The 18,336-nt window shown below is 68.7% G+C and carries 15 protein-coding genes and 1 pseudogene; 5 read left to right on the top strand and 11 right to left on the bottom strand.

What is annotated here, in order from left to right:
- The first annotated feature begins 6 nt into the window (after positions 1-6).
- Together DS843_RS12450 and DS843_RS12445 are read left to right on the top strand one after the other, a co-directional pair.
- Positions 7-5,763, top strand: a complete 5,757-nt coding sequence (locus DS843_RS12450; protein WP_149469207.1) for a trifunctional serine/threonine-protein kinase/ATP-binding protein/sensor histidine kinase — start codon at positions 7-9, stop codon at positions 5,761-5,763.
- A gap of 194 nt (positions 5,764-5,957) precedes the next feature.
- Complete coding sequence (locus DS843_RS12445) at positions 5,958-6,083, top strand: PIN domain-containing protein (protein WP_149469206.1); 126 nt, start codon at positions 5,958-5,960, stop codon at positions 6,081-6,083.
- A gap of 126 nt (positions 6,084-6,209) precedes the next feature.
- Here DS843_RS12445 and DS843_RS12440 read toward each other — a convergent pair whose 3' ends face one another.
- From DS843_RS12440 to DS843_RS12390, 11 genes are all read right to left on the bottom strand, one after another.
- Complete coding sequence (locus DS843_RS12440; protein ID WP_149469205.1) at positions 6,210-6,557, bottom strand: RidA family protein; 348 nt, start codon at positions 6,555-6,557, stop codon at positions 6,210-6,212.
- 25 nt (positions 6,558-6,582) lie between these two features.
- Positions 6,583-7,362, bottom strand: a complete 780-nt coding sequence (locus DS843_RS12435; RefSeq protein ID WP_149469204.1) for a transporter substrate-binding domain-containing protein — start codon at positions 7,360-7,362, stop codon at positions 6,583-6,585.
- 48 nt (positions 7,363-7,410) lie between these two features.
- Positions 7,411-7,773, bottom strand: a complete 363-nt coding sequence (locus tag DS843_RS12430) for a RidA family protein (RefSeq protein ID WP_167525285.1) — start codon at positions 7,771-7,773, stop codon at positions 7,411-7,413.
- Between the two features lie 32 nt (positions 7,774-7,805).
- On the bottom strand, positions 7,806-8,933 hold the full coding sequence (locus DS843_RS12425; RefSeq protein ID WP_149469203.1) for an NAD(P)/FAD-dependent oxidoreductase: 1,128 nt from the start codon (positions 8,931-8,933) through the stop codon (positions 7,806-7,808).
- A 13-nt stretch (positions 8,934-8,946) separates the two neighbouring features.
- Positions 8,947-10,365: an FAD/NAD(P)-dependent oxidoreductase gene (locus DS843_RS12420; RefSeq protein WP_208852226.1), complete on the bottom strand. Its 1,419-nt coding sequence runs from the start codon at positions 10,363-10,365 to the stop codon at positions 8,947-8,949.
- A complete protein-coding gene (locus DS843_RS12415; protein WP_475849106.1) occupies positions 10,362-10,622 on the bottom strand; it encodes a 2Fe-2S iron-sulfur cluster-binding protein in 261 nt (86 codons plus the stop codon). The genes DS843_RS12420 and DS843_RS12415 overlap by 4 nt, the downstream gene beginning before the upstream one ends.
- 16 nt (positions 10,623-10,638) lie before the next feature.
- Positions 10,639-11,769, bottom strand: a complete 1,131-nt coding sequence (locus DS843_RS12410; protein ID WP_149469201.1) for an NAD(P)/FAD-dependent oxidoreductase — start codon at positions 11,767-11,769, stop codon at positions 10,639-10,641.
- 8 nt (positions 11,770-11,777) lie between these two features.
- Positions 11,778-12,578, bottom strand: coding sequence for an ABC transporter permease (locus tag DS843_RS12405; RefSeq protein ID WP_149469200.1), 801 nt, complete (start codon positions 12,576-12,578; stop codon positions 11,778-11,780).
- Positions 12,575-13,525, bottom strand: coding sequence for an ABC transporter permease (locus DS843_RS12400; protein WP_286192067.1), 951 nt, complete (start codon positions 13,523-13,525; stop codon positions 12,575-12,577). Before DS843_RS12400 ends, DS843_RS12405 begins: the two co-directional genes overlap by 4 nt.
- Positions 13,522-14,574: an ABC transporter ATP-binding protein gene (locus tag DS843_RS12395; protein WP_149469199.1), complete on the bottom strand. Its 1,053-nt coding sequence runs from the start codon at positions 14,572-14,574 to the stop codon at positions 13,522-13,524. The genes DS843_RS12400 and DS843_RS12395 overlap by 4 nt, the downstream gene beginning before the upstream one ends.
- A gap of 95 nt (positions 14,575-14,669) precedes the next feature.
- On the bottom strand, positions 14,670-15,704 hold the full coding sequence (locus DS843_RS12390) for an ABC transporter substrate-binding protein (RefSeq protein WP_149469198.1): 1,035 nt from the start codon (positions 15,702-15,704) through the stop codon (positions 14,670-14,672).
- A gap of 160 nt (positions 15,705-15,864) precedes the next feature.
- Between DS843_RS12390 and DS843_RS12385 the strand changes: the two genes are divergently transcribed.
- The 3 genes and pseudogenes from DS843_RS12385 to DS843_RS12375 all read left to right on the top strand — a co-directional run bounded on the left by DS843_RS12385 (position 15,865) and on the right by DS843_RS12375 (position 18,292).
- A complete protein-coding gene (locus tag DS843_RS12385; protein ID WP_149469197.1) occupies positions 15,865-16,770 on the top strand; it encodes a LysR substrate-binding domain-containing protein in 906 nt (301 codons plus the stop codon).
- A gap of 54 nt (positions 16,771-16,824) precedes the next feature.
- A pseudogene (locus tag DS843_RS12380) lies at positions 16,825-17,005 on the top strand (IS630 family transposase); the annotation flags it as partial.
- Between the two features lie 231 nt (positions 17,006-17,236).
- On the top strand, positions 17,237-18,292 hold the full coding sequence (locus DS843_RS12375; RefSeq protein ID WP_149469196.1) for a ferritin-like domain-containing protein: 1,056 nt from the start codon (positions 17,237-17,239) through the stop codon (positions 18,290-18,292).
- The last annotated feature ends 44 nt before the right edge of the window (positions 18,293-18,336 follow it).

Genomic DNA, 18,336 nt, shown 5'->3' with positions numbered 1-18,336 from the left:
AGCGTCGTGATCGGGGCCGTCCCCACCGCAACCTTGGCCACGTTACCGGGCTTCCGCGTTGTCGAGACGCTGCATGTGGGTGCGCGATCCACCGTGCTGCGCGCCGTCCGGCGGGGCGACGGCCTTCCCGTCGTCTGCAAGCTTTTGTCCGGCACGGACATCGGCGGCGAGGACAAGGCGGCGTTCCTGCGCGAATTCGCGATCACCCGCCGGTTGCGCCACGCCGGAATCGTCGAGGCGCTGGACTGCGTGCCCCACGGCGGCGGGCTGATGATGGTGTTCCGGGACATCGGGGGCGCCGCCCTGGACAACCTCCCGGCCGTCCGGACGGACGTCCCTGCCTTCTTGCGGATGGCGCTCCAGGCGGTCGACGCGCTGGCCGCCGTGCACGACGCCGGGGTCGTCCACAAGGACATCAGCCCCGGAAACCTGATCTGGAATCCGGCGACCGGCCAGTTCAACCTCATCGATTTCGGCATCGCGTCGGAACTGTCGCGCGAAGAGGCGGGGGAGCCGGACGTCGGCACCATGGAGGGCACGCTCGCCTATATGGCGCCGGAGCAGACCGGGCGCATGAACCGGTCGGTGGACTACCGCGCCGACTTCTACGCGTTGGGCGCCACCTTTCACGAATTCCTGACCGGCCACCCCCCCTTCCCGTCCGGCGACCCGCTGGAGCTGGTGCATTGTCACATCGCGCGGACACCGGTCCCGGTGCACACGCTCAACCCGCTGGTGCCCGAACCGCTGTCGGCCATCGTGGCGCGGCTGATGGCGAAGAATCCGGAGGAGCGTTACCAGAGCACGTTCGGCCTGCGCGCCGATCTCGAACGCTGTCTGACCGAATGGCGCAGCCACGGCCGCATCGACTCCTTCGTGCTGGCCAGCCGGGACGTCCGTCCGGTGCTGCGCATTCCGCAGAAGCTGTATGGCCGCACCGCGCAGTTCCGCGTCCTTCTGGACGCCTTCGGGCGCGCCGCCGCGGGCGGGTTCGAGTGCCTGCTGATCTCCGGATATTCGGGCGTCGGCAAATCGGCCCTGGTGCGCGAACTGCACAAGCCGGTGATCGCCCGCCACGGCTTCTTCATCACCGGCAAGTTCGAGCCGCTGAAGCGCGACATCCCCTACGCCCCGGTGATCGACGCCTTCAAGACGCTGGTGCGGCAGACCTTCGCCACCGGCCCGGAATCGCGGGAACGGTGGCGCGCCCGCCTCCTCGCCGCGCTCGGCCCCAACGGGAGGGTCATCACCGACGTCATTCCGCACGTCGAACGGCTGATCGGCCCCCAGCCGCCGGTCCCGGAACTGGGGCCGGTGGAGGCGCACGAGCGCTTCATCTACGTCTTCCGCAACTTCGTCCGCGTCTTCGCCGGGGCGAGGCACCCGCTGGTGCTGTTCCTGGACGACCTGCAATGGGCCGACCTCGCCACGCTGAAGCTTCTGGAGGGGCTGGCGGGCGATCCCGATCTCGGCCATTTCATGCTCATCGGCACCTGCCGCGACACCGAAGTCGATGCGGTCCACCCGTTGCGCCACACGATCCGGACGTTCGGCGAACGCGGCGTCCCGGTCGGCGAGGTGACCCTCGGCGGTCTCGACGCCGACGCGACGGTGGCGCTGCTGTCCGACACGCTGCACGCGACCCCCGAGGCGGTCCGGCCGCTGGCCGAACGCCTGATCGCCAACACGCTCGGCAACCCCTTCTATCTCGGCCAGCTCCTGGAATCGCTGGAGCGGAGCGGCCTGATCGCCTACGACGGTCTCGCCGGGAGCTGGGTCTGGAACCTGGAAGCCATCGAGTCCCAGCGGATGGAGCGGATGGTCGACGACGTCGTCACCTTCGTCGTCCGCCGAATCCGCGAGTTGCCCGCCGAGACGCTGTCCATCGTGCAGACCGCCGCCTGCATCGGCAGCGCGTTCGATCTCGCCACGCTCGCCGAGGCGAGCCGGCGGACGCCCTACGCGACGGCGGCGGCGCTGTGGCCCGCCCTGCACAGCGGGCTCGTCGTGCCGGTGGGCGAGGCCTACCGCTACGCCGACATGGAAAGCGTGTCGCCCCGCGCCTCCTACCGCTTCGTGCATGACCGGGTGCAGCAGGCGGCCTACGGCATGCTGCCGGACGCCGACGCGCTGGCCTGCCACCTTGCGATCGGGCTGGTCCTGGAAAAAGGCGAGGCCGCAGCGAGGGACCGGGCGGGGGACCGTCTGTTCGCGATCACGAATCAGTTGAACCGCGCCGTGACGCTGCTGACCGCGGAGCAGAGGGAACGGCTGGCCCGCTACAACCTTCTGGCCGGTCAGGCGGCGCGTGCCTCGGCCGCGCTGGGACCGGCCTTCGACTATCTCGACACCGGAGTCGGGCTTCTGCCGGAGGACGGCTGGTCGCGCCTGTACGAACTGGCGCTCAGCCTGCACGCCGGGGCGGCGGAGATCGCGGCGGTGAAGGGCGACGTGGCCGCGGCGACGCGGCTGGCCGACGCCATCGCGGCCAACGCCCGCACCGTCCTCGACCGTGCCCTGGGCTACGAGACGCAGATCCAGATGCATGTCTCGCGGCAGAACCTGCCGGCGGCGCTCGACGCCTGCCGGGCCGCGCTGCGCCAGCTCGGCAGCCCGATCCCGGAACGGGCGAGCACCCGGAATGTGCTTCAGGAACTCGCCAGGACCAAACTGGCCCTGCGCGGCAAGGACGAGGAGGATCTCGTCAACCGCCCGCCCCTCACCGACCCGCGGCTGCTGACGATCGGGCGCATCGTGTCGCGCGTGCTGGCGAGCGCCTATCTGCACGACACCAACCTCTACACGGTCCTGCTGCTGCGCATGGTGCGCCTGTCGGCGACGGAAGGGATACTGCCCGCGTCGGGCATCACCTACGCCACCTATGGGCTGCTTCACTGCGCGATGCTTGGCGACGTTCCGGCGGGCGCCATGTACGGGCGGGTGGCGCTGCGCGTTCTCGACCGGCTGAACGCCGACCAGGGGCGCGCCCAGACGCTGTTCGTGGTCAAGCTGTTCGTCGAGGTCTGGCACCAGCCGGTGGCCAAGGCGCTGCCCGGCCTTCTGGACGCCCACCGGATCGGCCTGGAAACCGGCGACATCGAATACGCCGCCTATTGCCTGAACAACGCGGTCGCCCAGGGGCTGTTTCTCGGCCATCCCCTGCGCCAGCTCCAGCAGACCGCGGCGAACCACGCCGCCGCCATCGGGCGCCTCAACCAGCAGACCGCGGCGGGCGCCCTGCGGCCCTACCAGCAGATCATCGCCAACCTGCTGGGCGAAGCCGATGATCCCACCGTCTTCGCCGGTCCCTTCGTTTCGGAGGAGACCGACGCCCCGGCCCTGTCCGCCAGCGGCAACCGGCTCGCCGTGGACACGATATACAGCCACCTGGCCTATCTGAACCTGCTGTTCGGCCGGATCGACGAGGCCCGGCGCTGCGTGGCGAAGCGCCGGCCCTTCGCCGACGCCTCCATGGGCATGGTGGTGAACCTGCGCACGCGGGTGATCGCCGCGCTGGTCGACTTCGCCGCCTGGAACCGCCTGGGCCGCGCCGGGCGGCTGCGGGCGCGGGTGGCGGCGCTCGGGCTGGAGCGCAGGCTCCGCGGCGCGGTCCGGCACGCGCCGGCCAATTTCCGTCACCTGCTGGCCCTCCTGGTGGCCGAACGGCTGCGGGCGTCGGGACGGCTGGACAAGGCCCATCGGCATTACCAGACCGCCGCCGAATGCGCCCGCGAGCAGGGCTTCACCCACGACGAGGCGTTCGCGTGCGAGCGCGCCGGGGAAGCGGCGCTGGCGCGCGGCGACCGCTTCACGGCGAAGGCGATGCTGTTCCAGGCCCGCCACGCCTACCGGCGCTGGGACGCGCTGGCCAAGGTGAAGGCGCTGGATGCCCGGCTGGCCGAGCTGTTCGGCGAAATGGCGGACGATCAGGCGGCTCCCAACGAAACACCCGCCCGGCAACGTCCGGCGACGGCTTCGTCACGGCACCGCTCCTCCGTCGGCTCCAGCTCCCACATGGTGGATGTGGAAACGGTGATCCGCACCTCGCGGGCGCTGGCGCAGGACATCCGCCTGGGCGACCTGCTGTGGACGCTGATGAAGCTGGTCATCGCCAACGCCGGCGCCACGCGGGGTTGCCTGCTGCTGCCGACCGACGGCGTGTGGCGGATCGAGGCCGAAGCATCCGGCGAGGGCGACGCCACGGAGGTGCTGCAATCCCGTCCCCTTGACGATGCGGCGCCGGTCCTGGTGCGCGGTGTGGTCGATGCGGTCATCCAGACCGGGGAGCCGGTCGTTCTGGCCGACGCCGCGAACGACGGCGACTTCCAGTACGACCCCTACACGCGGATGGCGCAGCCGCGCTCCGTCCTGTGCCTGCCCCTGCGCAACCGCAACCGTATGGTCGGCATCCTCTATCTGGAGAACAACCTCGCCGCCGGCATCTTCAGCCCGGAGCGGCTGGAGCTGCTCGACCTTCTGTCGGTGCAGATCGCCATCTCCCTCGAAAACGCCCGCCTGTACGACGGGCTGGAGCGGCTGAACCGCACGCTGGAAGCCCAGGTGGCCGAGCGGACCCGTGAAGTGGCCGAGCAGTCGCAATTGCTGCGCGCCACCCTGGCCAGCATGTACGACGGCCTGGCCGCCTTCGACTCCGAGGAGCGGCTGCGCGTCTGGAACGAGCGCGCCATGGCCCTCTTCGATCTGCCGGATGCGCTGCGCCGGGTCGGCGTGCCCTACCGGGAGCTGAGCACCGCGGTGAACGCCTCCGGTCAGCTTCTGACGGCGCTGGTGCCCTCGCCCCTGGCGAGCAGCCCCAAGGAGATCGAGTTCGCCGATGGCCGCGTCATCCAGGTCCGCAGCAACCCCATGCCGGACGGCGGCATGGTGCAGGTCTATGTGGACGTGACGGTGGACCGCAGCCGCGAAAGCGAGCTGCGCGACGCCCACGATCAGCTCCACACCGCCCACGCCCAGCTCAAGGCCGCCCAGCAGCAGCTCGTCCAGGCGGAGAAGATGGCCTCGCTGGGACAGTTGGTCGCCGGGGTGGCGCACGAGATCAACACGCCCATCGGCATCGTGATGACCAGCGCCTCCTATCTCGGCGAGAAGATCAGCGCTCTCGAAACGCTGTCCGAAACCGGCAAGATGCGCCGGGCCGACTTCCAGGACTTCATGCAGGCCGCCCGGGACGCCGCCACGCTGATGATCAGCAACGCCACCCGCGCGGCGGATCTGGTGCAGAGCTTCAAGCAGGTCGCTTCGGACCAGACGCGCAGCGACCGCCGCCGGTTCGACCTCCGCGACTATCTCGCGGAGGTTCTGGTCAGCCTGCGCCCGACCTGGCACCGCCCCGGCCACGAGGTGCGGCTGGATTGCCCCGAGGACATCGAGCTGGACAGCTATCCGGGCGTGATCGCCCAGATCGTGACGAACCTCATCACCAACTCGATCAACCACGCCTACCGGGACGGGGCGAAGGGCCGGATCGCCATCACGGTGCAGGCGCTCGAAAATGACGCGGTGCGGCTGGTTTATCAGGACGACGGCTGCGGCATCCCGCCGGAAAACCACGGCAAGGTCTTCGAGCCCTTCTTCACGACGCGGCGGAGCACGGGTTCGACGGGGCTGGGCCTGCACATCGTCTTCAATCTGATCACCGGGCAACTCGGGGGCACCATCCAATTGGATGGCCAAGCCGGCGGGGGAGCGCGATTCGTCATCGAATTTCCCCGCCTCACTCCTGGAAAGTCACAGCAAGGCTAGAGCATGGCGGCGAGACGTCCCTTCAAACGCCCCCTGACCAATTTGAGCGAGCTCAAGGCACCGCCCGTAACGGAGCCCCGCAACCCGGCTCGGGCGCTGGACGCTATCCGGATCGCGCCGGACTTTGACGCTCCCGACGCACAGATCGAGACGCTCTTTGCCGGAGACATCCCAGACGACGAAGCGGGCCGCTGATGGACCTGCTGCTCGACACGCGTGTGTTCCTCTGGTGGGACGTTGGCGCCGATCCGATCAGCCCGTCTGTGCGGGCCGTGATCGCCGATTCCAAAGGCGTCGCGCAGATGTGGGCGCGCCCATAACAAACGCCCTCCTGCCGACGGCACCGGTAGGCGCCGCCGGCATGACCGTAGCGATCAATGCCAGGGTATTGATCCGACGGACTTCACGGTTGGAAAATGATGGGAGAGATCATTTTCCGAACCGCATCAGACGGCCGCCGTCACCACCACTTCGATGAGGATCGACGGGTCGCCCAGGTCGGCCACGCCGACGGTGGCGCGGGCCGGGAGGTCGTTGCCGTCCAGCCATTCCAGCCACGCGGCGTTCATCTCCTCCTTGGCGGCCATCTTGGTGACGAAGAGCTGGGCGGACAGCAGCTTGCTCTTGTCCGTGCCGGCCAGAGCCAGCACCGCGTCCAGCTTGCGGCAGATCTGGGCGGTCTGCTCCCTCATGCCGACCGACACGTCGTCGGCGATGATGCCGCCGAGGAAGGCGATGCCGTTGTGCACCACGACGCGGTGCATGATCTTGGTCTTCTCGATGCGCTGAACCATGGGAAACTCCCTTCGGTGTTCGTGATTACGGGGTGACGGAGAAATCGACGTACTTCGCCGCGATGCGGGCGAGCGTTCCGTCCTGCACGACCGACGCGATGGCCGCGTCGAACGATGCCTTCAGGTCGGTGTCCTCCTTGCGCAGGCCGACGCCCACGCCGGGACCGAACACGTCCTGATCCACCAGCGGCTTGCCGGCCAGGGCAAGCGCCTTGGACGCGTCGGCCTTCACCCAGTCGGTCGCGGTGGCGCCGGTGGTGATGGCGGCGTCCACACGCCCGCTCTTCAGGTCGGCCAGCAGGTTGCCGGCGGTGTCGTAGCTTCTCAGCGTGACCGCGTCGCCGAGATGCTTCTCGACGTAGCGGTAATGGGTGGTCGAGGTCTGGGCGCCGACCGTCTTGCCCTTCAGCGTCTGCGGCGTGCCGTCGATGCCGGAGTCGGTGGCGGCCACGAAATAGGCGGGGACCACCATGTAGGGCACGGAGAAGGCGATGGCCTTCGCGCGTTCCGGCGTGATGTTCATCGTCGCCATGATGGCGTCGTACTTGCGCGTCATCAGGCCGGGAATGATGCCGTCCCAATCCTGGGTGACGATGGTGCAGGTGCGCTTCATGCGTTCGCACAGGGCGTTCGCCAGATCCACCTCCAGCCCGCCCACCTGCCCGTCGGGCTTGGTCAGGTTGAACGGCGGATAGGCGCCCTCCGTCGCGATGCGGAGCGCCGGCCCCTCCGCGAGGGCCGCCGTGGAAAGGCCGAGGGTGGAGACGCAAAGGCTCATCGCCAGGCCAAGGGCCAGACGTTTCATGGGAATGCTCCGGGATGCGAGGGGAAGGGACGGGGCGGGAAAGGCGGATTACAGCGCGGCGACGACCTGGATCTCGACCCGGTATTCCGGAGCCGCCAGCTTCGCCTCGACCGTGGCACGGGCCGGGGCGTTGGCGCGGTCGACCCAGGCGTCCCAGGCCGTGTTCATGGCCGCGAAGCCGCCCATGTCCGCCAGATAGACGGTGGCGGTCAGCAGCTTGCTCTTGTCGGTGCCGGCGCGGGCCAGCAGGGTGTCGATCTGGCGCAGGACGTCACGGGTCTGCGCCTCCACGTCGGTGGAAACCTCCCCCATCGCGTCGAAATCGGCGATCTGGCCGCACAGATAGACGGTGTCGTTGTGGACGACCATTTCGCTCATGCGCGGGCCGCAATCGAAACGCTGGATCGGCACGGATACACTCTCCTGAAAAGAACGGAAATGGGTCAGGCCGCGACCGCCGCCTGACGGAAACGCTGGATGCGGAAGGGCGCGATCGGCAGGTCGGTCTCGCCGCGGGTGACGAGATCCGCCGTGATCCGCCCGACGATGGGGCCGAGCTGGAAGCCGTGGGCGGAGAAGCCGAAGGCGTGGAACACTCCCTCCTCCGTGCCGCTCGGCCCGATGACCGGGATGTCGTCCGGCATCCGCGCCTCGATCCCCGCCCAGCAGCGGTTGATGGTGGCCGCGCGCATGCAGGGGAACAGGTCCCACACCGTGCGCGCGTTGACGGCGAGGCGGGCGAAATCCAGATCCGTTCCGTTCTCGTCCCGCCGCGCGCGGCCCAGCAGGCCGCCGCCGATCAGCACGGTCCCGTTGGGGAACTGCTTGAAGGACAGCGTGCGCCCCGTCGCCCCGACCACCGGCTTGAGGAACGCGGGAACGCGGGTGGTGATCATCAGCATCGGCGCGACGACCTCCAGCGGCACCGGCTCGCCGAGCTGGGCGGCGATGCGGTCGGCCCAGGCCCCGGCGCAGTTGACCAGCACGGACGCCGTATGGTGGGCGCCCTCCGCCGTCTCCACGCGCCAGTTCCGCCCATCGCGGGCGATGCGGGCGACCGTCACCCCCTCGTTGAAGCGGGCGCCGAGGCTTTCCGCCTTGCGCTTGAAGGCGAAGGTCGTGCGGTAGGGGATCGCCGCCCCGTCCCGGCGGGACACCAGCGCACCGACGCAGTGCTCCGCGATGGCGGGCACGAGGCGGCGCAGCTCCGCCTGATCCACCACCTCCTCGTGCGTGAAGCCCAGCGCGTTGAGCTGGTCCACGCGGGATTGGCAGGCCGCCAGCTCCGCCGCGTTCTCCGCCACGCGGATCTGCCCGTGGCTCTCGAACCCGCAATCGTCCTCGACCAGCTCGCCGATGCGGTGCCAGAGCGCCATGGAGGCGACGGACAGCGGCACCTCCGCCACATGGCGGCCGAGCTGCCGGACCCCGCCCGCGTTCACGCCGGACGCATGGCGGCCGATGTAGTCCTTCTCCAGCACGAGAACGCTGGCCCCGCGCTGCGCCAGGAACAGGGCGGTGGAGCAGCCGTGCAGGCCGCCGCCCACCACGATGACGTCGGGTCCGGGCATCGGACGGTCCCCCTCAGTGATGCATCACGGCGGCGACCTCGTCCTCGCTCTTGGGCAGCGAGGCCAGCTCGGCCAGCGTGATCGGCTTCACCGGCGGGCGCAGGCGGTAATAGCCGACCTCCGCCGGGGAGACGCCGCGCGCGTCGGCGATGACCTCCACCACCGTGGGACCACACAGGCGGCCCTGGCACGGCCCCATGCCGCAGCGCAGGAAGGACTTGGTCTGGTTCGGCCCGCTGACCCCCAGCGTCACGGCCTCGCGCACCTGCCCGGCGGTGACCTCCTCGCAGCGGCAGACGATGGTGTCGTTCTCCGGCACGCGGAACGCCTTGGACGGCCCGTAGAGCGTGTCGAGGAAGACGCGCCCGCGCTCCGCCCTGTCCAGCGCCGCGCGGTGCGGCCCGGCGTCGGCGTCGCGGGTCTTGCGGTCGATGCGGCCCAGCCGGTGCAGCGCGTCCAGCGCCGCCAGCCGCCCGCGATGCTCCGCGGCCAGGGCGCCGCCGATTCCGGCGCCGTCGCCCGCGACCGACACACCCTCGACCGAGGTGGCGCCCCACGCATCCACGTCCGGAATCCAGCAGCGCTGCGTCTCGTCCCAACTCTGGGCGCAGCCGGTGGCGTTGGCGAGGTTGATGTTCGGGATCACACCGTGGTGGAGCAGCAGCGTGTCGGCGGGAATGCGTCGCTCCGCGCCGTCGCCCTGGCGGTAGAGCACGGATTGCACCCGCCCGTCCCCATCCGCGCGCAGCGCCGTGACGTTGCCGATCACATTGACCTTGCGCCGGACCTCCAGAAGCAGCTTCAATCCCTTGCCGACATAGCCGGAGCGGGCGAAGGTGCCCATGTGCGGCAGGGCCTGCCGCCAGTTCTCGCGCGGAGTGGTGTCGAGGATGGTGTCGATGCGCGCCCCGGCGCGCAGATACTGCCACGCCAGAAGCCACAGCAGCGGCCCCGTGCCGGCCAGCACCACGTTGCCCGACGCCACGAGGCCGGAGGTCTTCAGCAGGATCTGCGCGGCCCCCGCCCCCATCACGCCCGGCAGGGTCCAGCCCGGAATGGGAAAGGGCCGCTCCAGCGCGCCGGTCGCCAGGATGATGTGGCGGGCCGGCAGGATGTCCGCCTTGGAGTCCCGCGACAGGCCGATGTCGAGGCTGCGCGACACGCTCCACACCGTGGCGCCGGGCCGGTACTCCGCCCCGCTGTCGCGGAACGGCCCGACCAGATCCAGCCCGTGCCAGTAATCCGTTCCCAGCACGCTGGGGTTCCGCACCGGTGTCCGGGTGACGGCGCGGTAGATCTGGCCGCCGGGCGCGCCCTGCTCGTCCAGCAGGACGGTGGACAGGCCGCGCCGGGCGGCGAGCGTCGCGGCGGCGAGGCCCGCCGGGCCGCCGCCGATCACCGCGAGGTCGTAGCGCTTGGTCTGGGTGGTCACCGCTCGATCTCCCGCTTGCCGTTCTGGGTTTCCACGGCCATGCCGGGGGCGACGCGCACCTGGCAGCCCTGGCGGTTGCCCACCCCGTCGATGGTGACGAGGCAGTCGAAGCACACGCCCATCATGCAGTAGGGCGCGCGCGGCGCGCCGGACACCGGGGTGCTGCGGCAGGTCCGCACGCCGTTGGCCAGCAGGGCGGCGGAGACGGAATCGCCGGACAGCGCCTCCGCCGGGCGGCCGTCGATGGTGAAGGACACGCGCTCTCCGGACGCGTCAGGCAGCCGTTGAAACATCGAACCTCCGGGCGCTGAAAGCGGTGAACGTCTCGGGCAGGGAACCGGCCGCGATGTGCGGCGCCAGCGCGAGGGCGTGGTTGGCGGCAAGGGTGACGCCGCTGTGGCAGGTGGCGACGAAGGCGCCGGGCATGCTGGCCGACTGCTCGTAGATCGGGAAGCCGTCCGGGGTCAGCACGCGCAGCGCCGCCCAGGTGCGCACGACGTTCAGCTTGCCCAGCAGCGGGAAGATGCGGATCGCGCGGTCGGCGATGGTGGAGGACACGCCGTTGCGCACCGTGGTGTCGAATCCGGCGTCCTCGAAGCTGTCGCCGATCATCACGCCGCCCTCGTCGGTCTGGCGGATGAAGCCGACCGGGAATTTCAGGAAGGGCGCGGTCTTCTCGGTCACGATGATGTGGCCGCGCTCGGGCCGGACGGGGGCGCTCAGCCCGACCATCGGCGCCAGCCGGCGGCTGTCGTGCCCGGCTGCCAGCACCACCTTGCCCGACCGGACCTCGCCGCCCGCGGTGACGAGACGGAATCCGCCGTCGCGCGGCTCGATCCGCTCGACCCGGCGGTTGGGCAGATAGGCGACGCCGGACCGCTCCAGACCCGTGTGCAGAGCCCGCAGGAGCTTCAGCGAGTTGCAGTGGCCGTCCAGCGGGCAATAGCTCGCGCCCACCACGTCCTTGCCGATGAAGGGCATCTCCTTCTCGACGGCGGCGCGGTCCAGCATCTCGTAGTCGTAGCGCACCATGTCCGGCTGGTTGTGCAGGCGGCGGAGCTGGCTGGCGCGCTTCTCCACCTCCTCCTCCGACAGCAGGGGCATGAAGCCGCCGGGCCGCTCGTAGCGGACGTCGATCCCCGTCTGCTCGCGGAGCTGGTCGGCGAAGCCGGTCCAGCCGTCGGCGGACCGCTTGGTCCACCCCGCGTATTCCGGCATGCCGAGCCCCTTGCCCTGCACCCACACCAGCGCGAAGTTGCCGCGCGACGGGCGGACGGCGATGTCCCCCTCGTCCAGGATGGCCACCGTCTGCCCCTGGCGGGCGAGGCCCCAGGCGATGGCCGACCCGACCAGCCCGCCGCCGACCACGGCGACGTCGTAATCGGATCTCGTAGGTTCGCTCATGGTCTGCGTCACTCCTGTCCGCGGCCGACCAGCAGCCGCTCAAGCCCGTACAGGCGGTCCAGCACCAGCATCGCGGCCACCGTCATGAAGATCAGCGCCGCCGACACGGCCGCCACCAGCGGGTCGATGTTGTCCTGGATGTAGAGGAAGAGGCGAACGGGCAGCGTCGTCGTCTCGGGCGAGGCGATGAAGACGGTCATCGTCACCTCGTCGAAGCTGTTGATGAAGGCCAGCACCCAGCCGCTCGCCACGCCCGGCAGGATCAGCGGCAGGGTCACCCGGCGGAAGGTCGTCCAGGAGGTGGCGCCCAGCGACGACGCCGCGTTCTCGATGGACCGGTCCATGCCGGTGGAGGCGGCCAGGATCAGCCGCAGCGCGAAGGGCAGGATGATGATGACGTGGCTCAGCACCAGCCCGGTGAAGGTCCCGCCCAGCCCGATCAGCGTGAAGAAGCGCAGGAAGGCGATTCCCAGGACGATGTGCGGCACCATCAGCGGCGACAGGAACAGCGCCGTGATGGCCTCGCGCCCCGGGAAGCGGTGGCGGGCGATGGCCAGTGCTGCCGGGATCGAGAAGCCCACCGCGAGGGTGGAGGAAAGCGCTCCCAGCACGAGGCTGTCGCGGAAGGCGCGCAGGAACTCCGGGTTGTCGCCGATGGCCCTGAACCAGCGCAGCGACGGCCCTTCCGTCGGCAGCGACAGATAGCCGTGGGACGTGAAGGCGACCACGCACACGATCAGGATCGGCGCCAGCAGGAAGGCCAGGAACAGCGTGTGGAAGATCAGCGCGACGGGGCCGTTGCGGTTCATTCGAACACCTGCTTGTAGCGACGCTCGACCAGGCGGTTGCAGCCGACGATGATGACCACGTTGGCGACCAGCAGCAGGATCGCCACGGCGGCGCCCAGCGGCCAGTTGAGCGTGTTCAGGAACTCGTCGTAGGCCAGGGTCGCGGCCACCTTCAGGCGCCGCCCGCCGATGATCGCCGGGGTGGCGAAGGCGCTGGCGGCCAGCGCGAAGACGATGATCGAGCCGGACAGGATGCCGGGGACGACCTGCGGCAGAACCACGCGGCGCAGCACCGTGAAGGGCTTGGCGCCCAGCGACAGGGCGGCGTTCTCCACCTGCGGGTCGAGCCGCTGCAGCGACGCCCACACCGACAGCACCATGAAGGGAACCAGCACATGGGTCAGCGCGATGATGACGCCGGTTTCCGTGTACATGAACTCGATGGGCGTGGCGATCAGCCCGACCGACATCAGCGCCGTATTGATGATCCCGGTCGACCCGAACAGCAGCGCCCAGCCCAGCGTGCGCGACACCACCGAGATCAGCAGCGGACCCAGCACGATCAGCAGGCACAGGCCCCGCCAGGGCGACCGCATCCGGCGCAGAACGTAGGCTTCCGGCGCCCCGAGCAGCGCGCACAGAAGCGTGACCGCGGCGGCGATGCGGAAGGTCCGCAGGAACACCTCGTGGAAGTAGCCGTCGGTGGCAATGTCGATGTAGTTGCCGAGCTGCCAGACGTCCTGGATGCCGGTGTAGAAGCCGAAGCTGTTCAGCGACAGCAGGAAGGTCATCGCCAGCGGAACCAGCAGCAGCACGGCGAACAGCGCCAGCGCCGGCAGGCTCAGCAGGTACGGCGCCAGGGCGCGGCGCTCCGGCTCGGCGGTTGGGGCCGGGGCCGGCGGTGCGGAGGAGGCGGTGTCCGTCGCCATGGCCGGGTCCATGTTCTTGTCCGTGGGAATCGCGGTCACGGCGCACCGGCCTGGCCGGGAATGACGCGCATGTCCTCCGCCCGCCAGCCGACCCGCACCGGTTCGTCCTCGCCCGGCATCGTCCGCCCGTCGTGCTGGCGGATGACCGTCAGCGGTCCGGCCTCGGTCGTCACTTCGAACAGCCATTGCGTGCCCTGGAAGACACGCGCCTGGACGCGGCCCGGCACGCCGTCACCATCCACGAAGGTCACCTTCTCCGGCCGCACGGTCAGCACGCCGGGTCCGGCGGGCACATCGGCCCCGACCGGCCAGACGGCGCCCGCGACGTCGATGCGTCCCCCTCCAACGTCGCGGCTCACCACGCCCTGCAACAGGTTGGTGCGGCCAAGGAAGTTGGCGACGAAGGCGCTGGCCGGGTTGTCGTAGGCGTCCTGCGGGGCGGCGACCTGTTCGACCTTGCCCTTGTTCATGATGACCACGCGGTCGGACAGCGCCATCGCTTCCGCCTGATCGTGGGTGACGAGGATCATCGTGGTGCCGACGGTGCGCTGGATGCGGCGCAGCTCGATCTGCATCTCCTCGCGCATCTTGGCGTCGAGGTTGGACAGCGGCTCGTCCAGAAGGAGCAGGCTCGGCTTGATGACCAGGGCGCGGGCGAGCGCCACGCGCTGCTGCTGGCCGCCGGACATGCGGCGCGGGTAGCGGTCGCCGAAGGCGCCCAGCCCCACCAGTTGCAGGGTGTCGCGCACCATCCGGTCGCGGTCGGCCCGCGGCACGCCGCGCATCTCAAGCCCGAAGGCGACGTTCTCCGCCGCCGTCATGTGGGGGAACAGCGCGTAGCTCTGGAAGACGATGCCGAGGCCGCGCTCGTTCGGCTTCCTGGCCAGCAGGTCGGCGCCGTCCAGCGTCACCCGCCCGCCGCTGGGGTCGAGGAAACCCGCGATCATCTGCAAGGTGGTGGTCTTGCCGCAGCCCGACGGACCGAGCAGGGAAATCAGCTCCCCCTTTTCGACCGTCAGCGACAGGTTGTCCACGGCGAGCCATTGGCCGAACCGTTTCGTCAGCTTGTCCAGGACGAGATAAGGCATGGTTCCGTCTCCACCAGGGTCCTCATGCGGGCGCTCCGCCGCGCCGGCCCACGGAACGTTTCCGTGCACCGGCGCGGCGGGATCGCTCGGATGCGTCAGCGCTCGATCTCGCGGGTCCAGCGCCGGTTCCAGGCTTCGCGGTTCGCGTTGATTGTGTCCCAATCGACGACCAGCAGCTTGTTCATCTGCTCCGGACCGTAGGGGATGCCGGCCTGCTGCTCGGGCGCCAGCTTGACGGTCTTGTTGACCGGGCCGAAGCCGGCGCTGACGGCCATGGCGGTCTGCACCTCCGGCGACAGCATGTGCTGGATGAACTGCTGGGCTTCCGCCGCCTGCTTGCTGCCCTCGATCTGGCAGGCCGCCGAGGCCAGCACGATGCCGCCTTCCTTCGGATAGACGAAGGCCGCCGGGAAACCGGTGTCGGCCAGCGCCTTGGCGCGGCCCGAACCCCACACGGCGATGGTCGCCTGCCCGCTCTGGAACAGTTCGGTCATCTTGCCCGGCGACGGCTCGTAGGCGAGCACGTTCGGATTGACCTTGTCCTTGAACGCCTTGAATCCCGGCTCGATGCTCTTCTCGCCGCCGCCGTCCAGCCGCGCCATCATCACCAAGGCGTGCAGGCCGTAGGAATTGTTGATCGGCGGGACCACCAGCTTCTTCTTGAACTTGGCGTCCTCGATGTCCTTCCAGGAGGACGGAGCCGACCAGTTGTTCTCGTCAAAGACCTTCTTGTTGTAGACGATGCCGGTGCCCACGGCGCCGAAGTTGACCGCCTTGCCCGACGGAATCCTGGCCAGATCGTACAGGTCGTCGTAGACCGGCGCCTTCGCCAGATCGGCGCAGAAGCCCAGCGCCACCGCCTGGTACATCGGGCCGTCGTCCAGCATCACCACGTCGATCTGCTGGTTGCCCTTCTGGGCCTGGAGCTTGGCGAGGTTGTCGGTCGAATTGCCCGCGACGTATTCGACCTTCACGCCGGTCTTCTGCTCGAAGGCCGGGATGACGTCCTTGCGCATGGTCTGCTCGAACGAACCGCCGTAAGCGGCGACGTACAGTGTCTTCTGCTGGGCCTGCGCCGTGCCGCACCAGACCGCCGCGGTCGCCATCAAGCCATAGACCAATGCCCGCATCTGTCCCTCTCCTGTTTTGGTTCGTTCCCAGCGGTGCGCGTTTTGTCGCACCATGGGAGCGTCGCTTTCAGACGGCATAATCGTCAAATCGAATTGTTGGTGGTATCCATACTGAAATGTTATGCTGCGATGCAATCCATCACAATTCGATGGCCCTGGAATGCTGAATCCGCGACAGATCGAAGCCTTCCGCGCCGTGATGCTGACGGGCGGGATCACCGCCGCCGCGGAGCTTCTGAACATCTCGCAGCCGGCGGTCAGCCGCCTCATCAGCGACCTGCAATACACGCTGAAGCTGACCCTGTTCGAACGGCGGGGATCGCGCATCGCCCCGACCAGCGAGGCGCTGTCCCTGTACCAGGAGGTGGAGCGGTCGTTCGTCGGGCTGGAACGGATCGAGCAGGCCGCACGCGACCTGGAGGCCCGCCGTGCCGGCACCCTGCGCGTTGCGGCCATGCCGGCGCTGGCCATCGGCTTCCTGCCGCGCTTCGTCGCGCGCTTCCTAAGCCAGCGCCCGCGTGTGGACGTCTCACTGTTCGGCAGCAGTTCGACGCTGGTGCTGGACTGGGTGGCCGCCGGTCAGTGCGAGCTTGGATTCGGCCAGTCGCCGGTGGAGCACGCGACGGTGCTGAGCGAGAAGCTGCCGCCCGTTCCCGTCGTCGCCATCGTGCCCAGCGGCCACCCCCTGGCCCGGCGCAGCCGTCTGGTGCCGGAGGATTTCGCCGGGGAGGCGTTCATCTCGCTCGGGGCCTCGACGCTGTTGCGCTACCGCATCGACGCGGCCTTTGCCGATCATGGCGTCCAGCGGACCATGCGGGTGGAGACCCAGCTCACCATGATCGCCTGCGCGATGGTGGCCGCAGGGGCCGGCGTCTCCATCGTCGATCCCTTCACGGCGGAGGAATATGCAGGCCGGGGCGTGGTCATCATCCCATTCGAGCCGCGGGTGAACATCGAGATGGCCGTCCTGCATTCGGCCCAGCGGTCCCTGTCCACCCTCGCCCAGGATTTCCTGAACGAGTTCCGGCTGGAGGTCGCGGCCTTCGGTCTCAGGGAGTCCGCCTGAGACGGACGGACGACCTCGACGAGACCTGCGCCAGCACCAGCACGACTTGGCGCCATGACCCGGCGCCATGGCCGGTGCACGCGCAGGCTTGCGCCTGCCGGCCCCCGTCCCGCATGACCATTGGATGACGGCCACGCCGCTCGCCGGGCCGCGCGCCACCGGCATCGTCGCGCCGTGGCTCCCCCCCCCAGCTTCTGCGACGGCACCACAAAGGCACCTTCCGCAGATGCATGCATAAGAAATCACTCGATGACTACATTTGAATTCTTATAAAAGTACTGGAAAAAGAAATATTGCGTAAATACGCTCTGAACTTCTCTGCCAACGCGGCAGCGAAAATGCGCTTTGCTCTGTCATTTGATTTGTTCCGGCATGCGCCGGCGGTTTCTTCGCTTACAAAAATGAACCAAACGCCGTCCGCAGCCCCGTCCTAAAACCAATCGCCACGGCGCAGGAGAGACTTTCCATGGCTGATAACGACCAGTGGACACTGAAGCAACTGCAAGAACACCTGCAAGCGGCGGTGGACTTGGAGTTCTGGACGATTCCCTTCTACATGTCCGCCATGTATTCGATCAAGAATCCGGGCGAGCAAGCCTATCAGGCCATTCTGTCGGTCGTGAACCAGGAGATGCTTCACGTCCAGTTGGCGGCCAATCTGGCCAACGCCTACGGCCTGAGCCCGAGCTTCGCATGCCCGGTTTACCACGGGCAGTTCATTCCGCATCTGGACTTCGATCTCGACGATCCCGATCCGCGAACGAAGTTCGCCGGATATTCGGCTGAGATCGGTCCGTTCGACCAGGCGCGGCTGAACACCATGTGTCTGATCGAATACCCGATGTGGATCGGCGATGAGCAGCCGCGGCCCGGCCCGGACTACACCTCCTACGGTTCGATCGGCGAGTTCTACTCGTCGGTGGCCGTCGGTGCGCAGCAGTTCGCGGACTGCATCAAGCCCGTCAACCAGGTGAACCATTTCGCCCGGTTCTACAACGGCTTCAAGGGCATGACCATCACCGGCCAGGGCGCCGAGGCGTTTCCGCAGGTGTCCAACATCGTGACGGCGATCTGCGACCAGGGTGAAGGCCAGACGGACCAGGGCACGTCCTGGATGGCGCACAGCGTTCCCCCGGAATACCAGAACACCGCCGACGACACCGACCCGAGCTGGTCGCATTTCCAGAAGTTCATGGCGCTGTGGTCGGCCGATCACTTCCCGGAAACCTACGAGGCCGAAAAGCACCCCGCCCCCGGCACGCCCGGTCATCGGGCGCAGGAAATCCTGATGGCGAATTTCGGCACCTTCCTCGACACGCTCGACGCGTTGTTCAAGGGCGGCGAGCCGGCGGCGTTCGGAACCCAGATGATGACGCTGGGCGGCAACATCCTGAACTGCTGGAAGAACGGCGCGGTGCCGTGCTTCGGCCTGCCGGTCGGCGAGCGGAACAACAGCCTGCGGCGCAGCTTCCCGAACGTGGACCGCGTGCTGAAGAAGACCAGGGTCCTGGAAGGCGCCTGATCGCCCCGTCCCGATCGCCAAGCATTGCGTCACCGAAGTCATTT

The organism is Roseomonas genomospecies 6, assembly GCF_008365375.1.
GTDB lineage: Bacteria > Pseudomonadota > Alphaproteobacteria > Azospirillales > Azospirillaceae > Azospirillum.
Note: the sequence above shows the minus strand (reverse complement) of the source record. Positions and strands in the feature narration are given on the sequence as shown.

Coding starts and splice junctions, on each gene's coding strand:
- DS843_RS12390 (WP_149469198.1), bottom strand. CDS start 15,704: ATGCGGGCATTGGTCTATGGCTTGATGGCGACCGCGGCGGTCTGGTGC.
- DS843_RS12410 (WP_149469201.1), bottom strand. CDS start 11,769: ATGAGCGAACCTACGAGATCCGATTACGACGTCGCCGTGGTCGGCGGC.
- DS843_RS12385 (WP_149469197.1), top strand. CDS start 15,865: ATGCTGAATCCGCGACAGATCGAAGCCTTCCGCGCCGTGATGCTGACG.
- DS843_RS12425 (WP_149469203.1), bottom strand. CDS start 8,933: ATGCCCGGACCCGACGTCATCGTGGTGGGCGGCGGCCTGCACGGCTGC.
- DS843_RS12435 (WP_149469204.1), bottom strand. CDS start 7,362: ATGAAACGTCTGGCCCTTGGCCTGGCGATGAGCCTTTGCGTCTCCACC.
- DS843_RS12445 (WP_149469206.1), top strand. CDS start 5,958: ATGGACCTGCTGCTCGACACGCGTGTGTTCCTCTGGTGGGACGTTGGC.
- DS843_RS12405 (WP_149469200.1), bottom strand. CDS start 12,578: ATGAACCGCAACGGCCCCGTCGCGCTGATCTTCCACACGCTGTTCCTG.
- DS843_RS12395 (WP_149469199.1), bottom strand. CDS start 14,574: ATGCCTTATCTCGTCCTGGACAAGCTGACGAAACGGTTCGGCCAATGG.
- DS843_RS12440 (WP_149469205.1), bottom strand. CDS start 6,557: ATGGTTCAGCGCATCGAGAAGACCAAGATCATGCACCGCGTCGTGGTG.
- DS843_RS12375 (WP_149469196.1), top strand. CDS start 17,237: ATGGCTGATAACGACCAGTGGACACTGAAGCAACTGCAAGAACACCTG.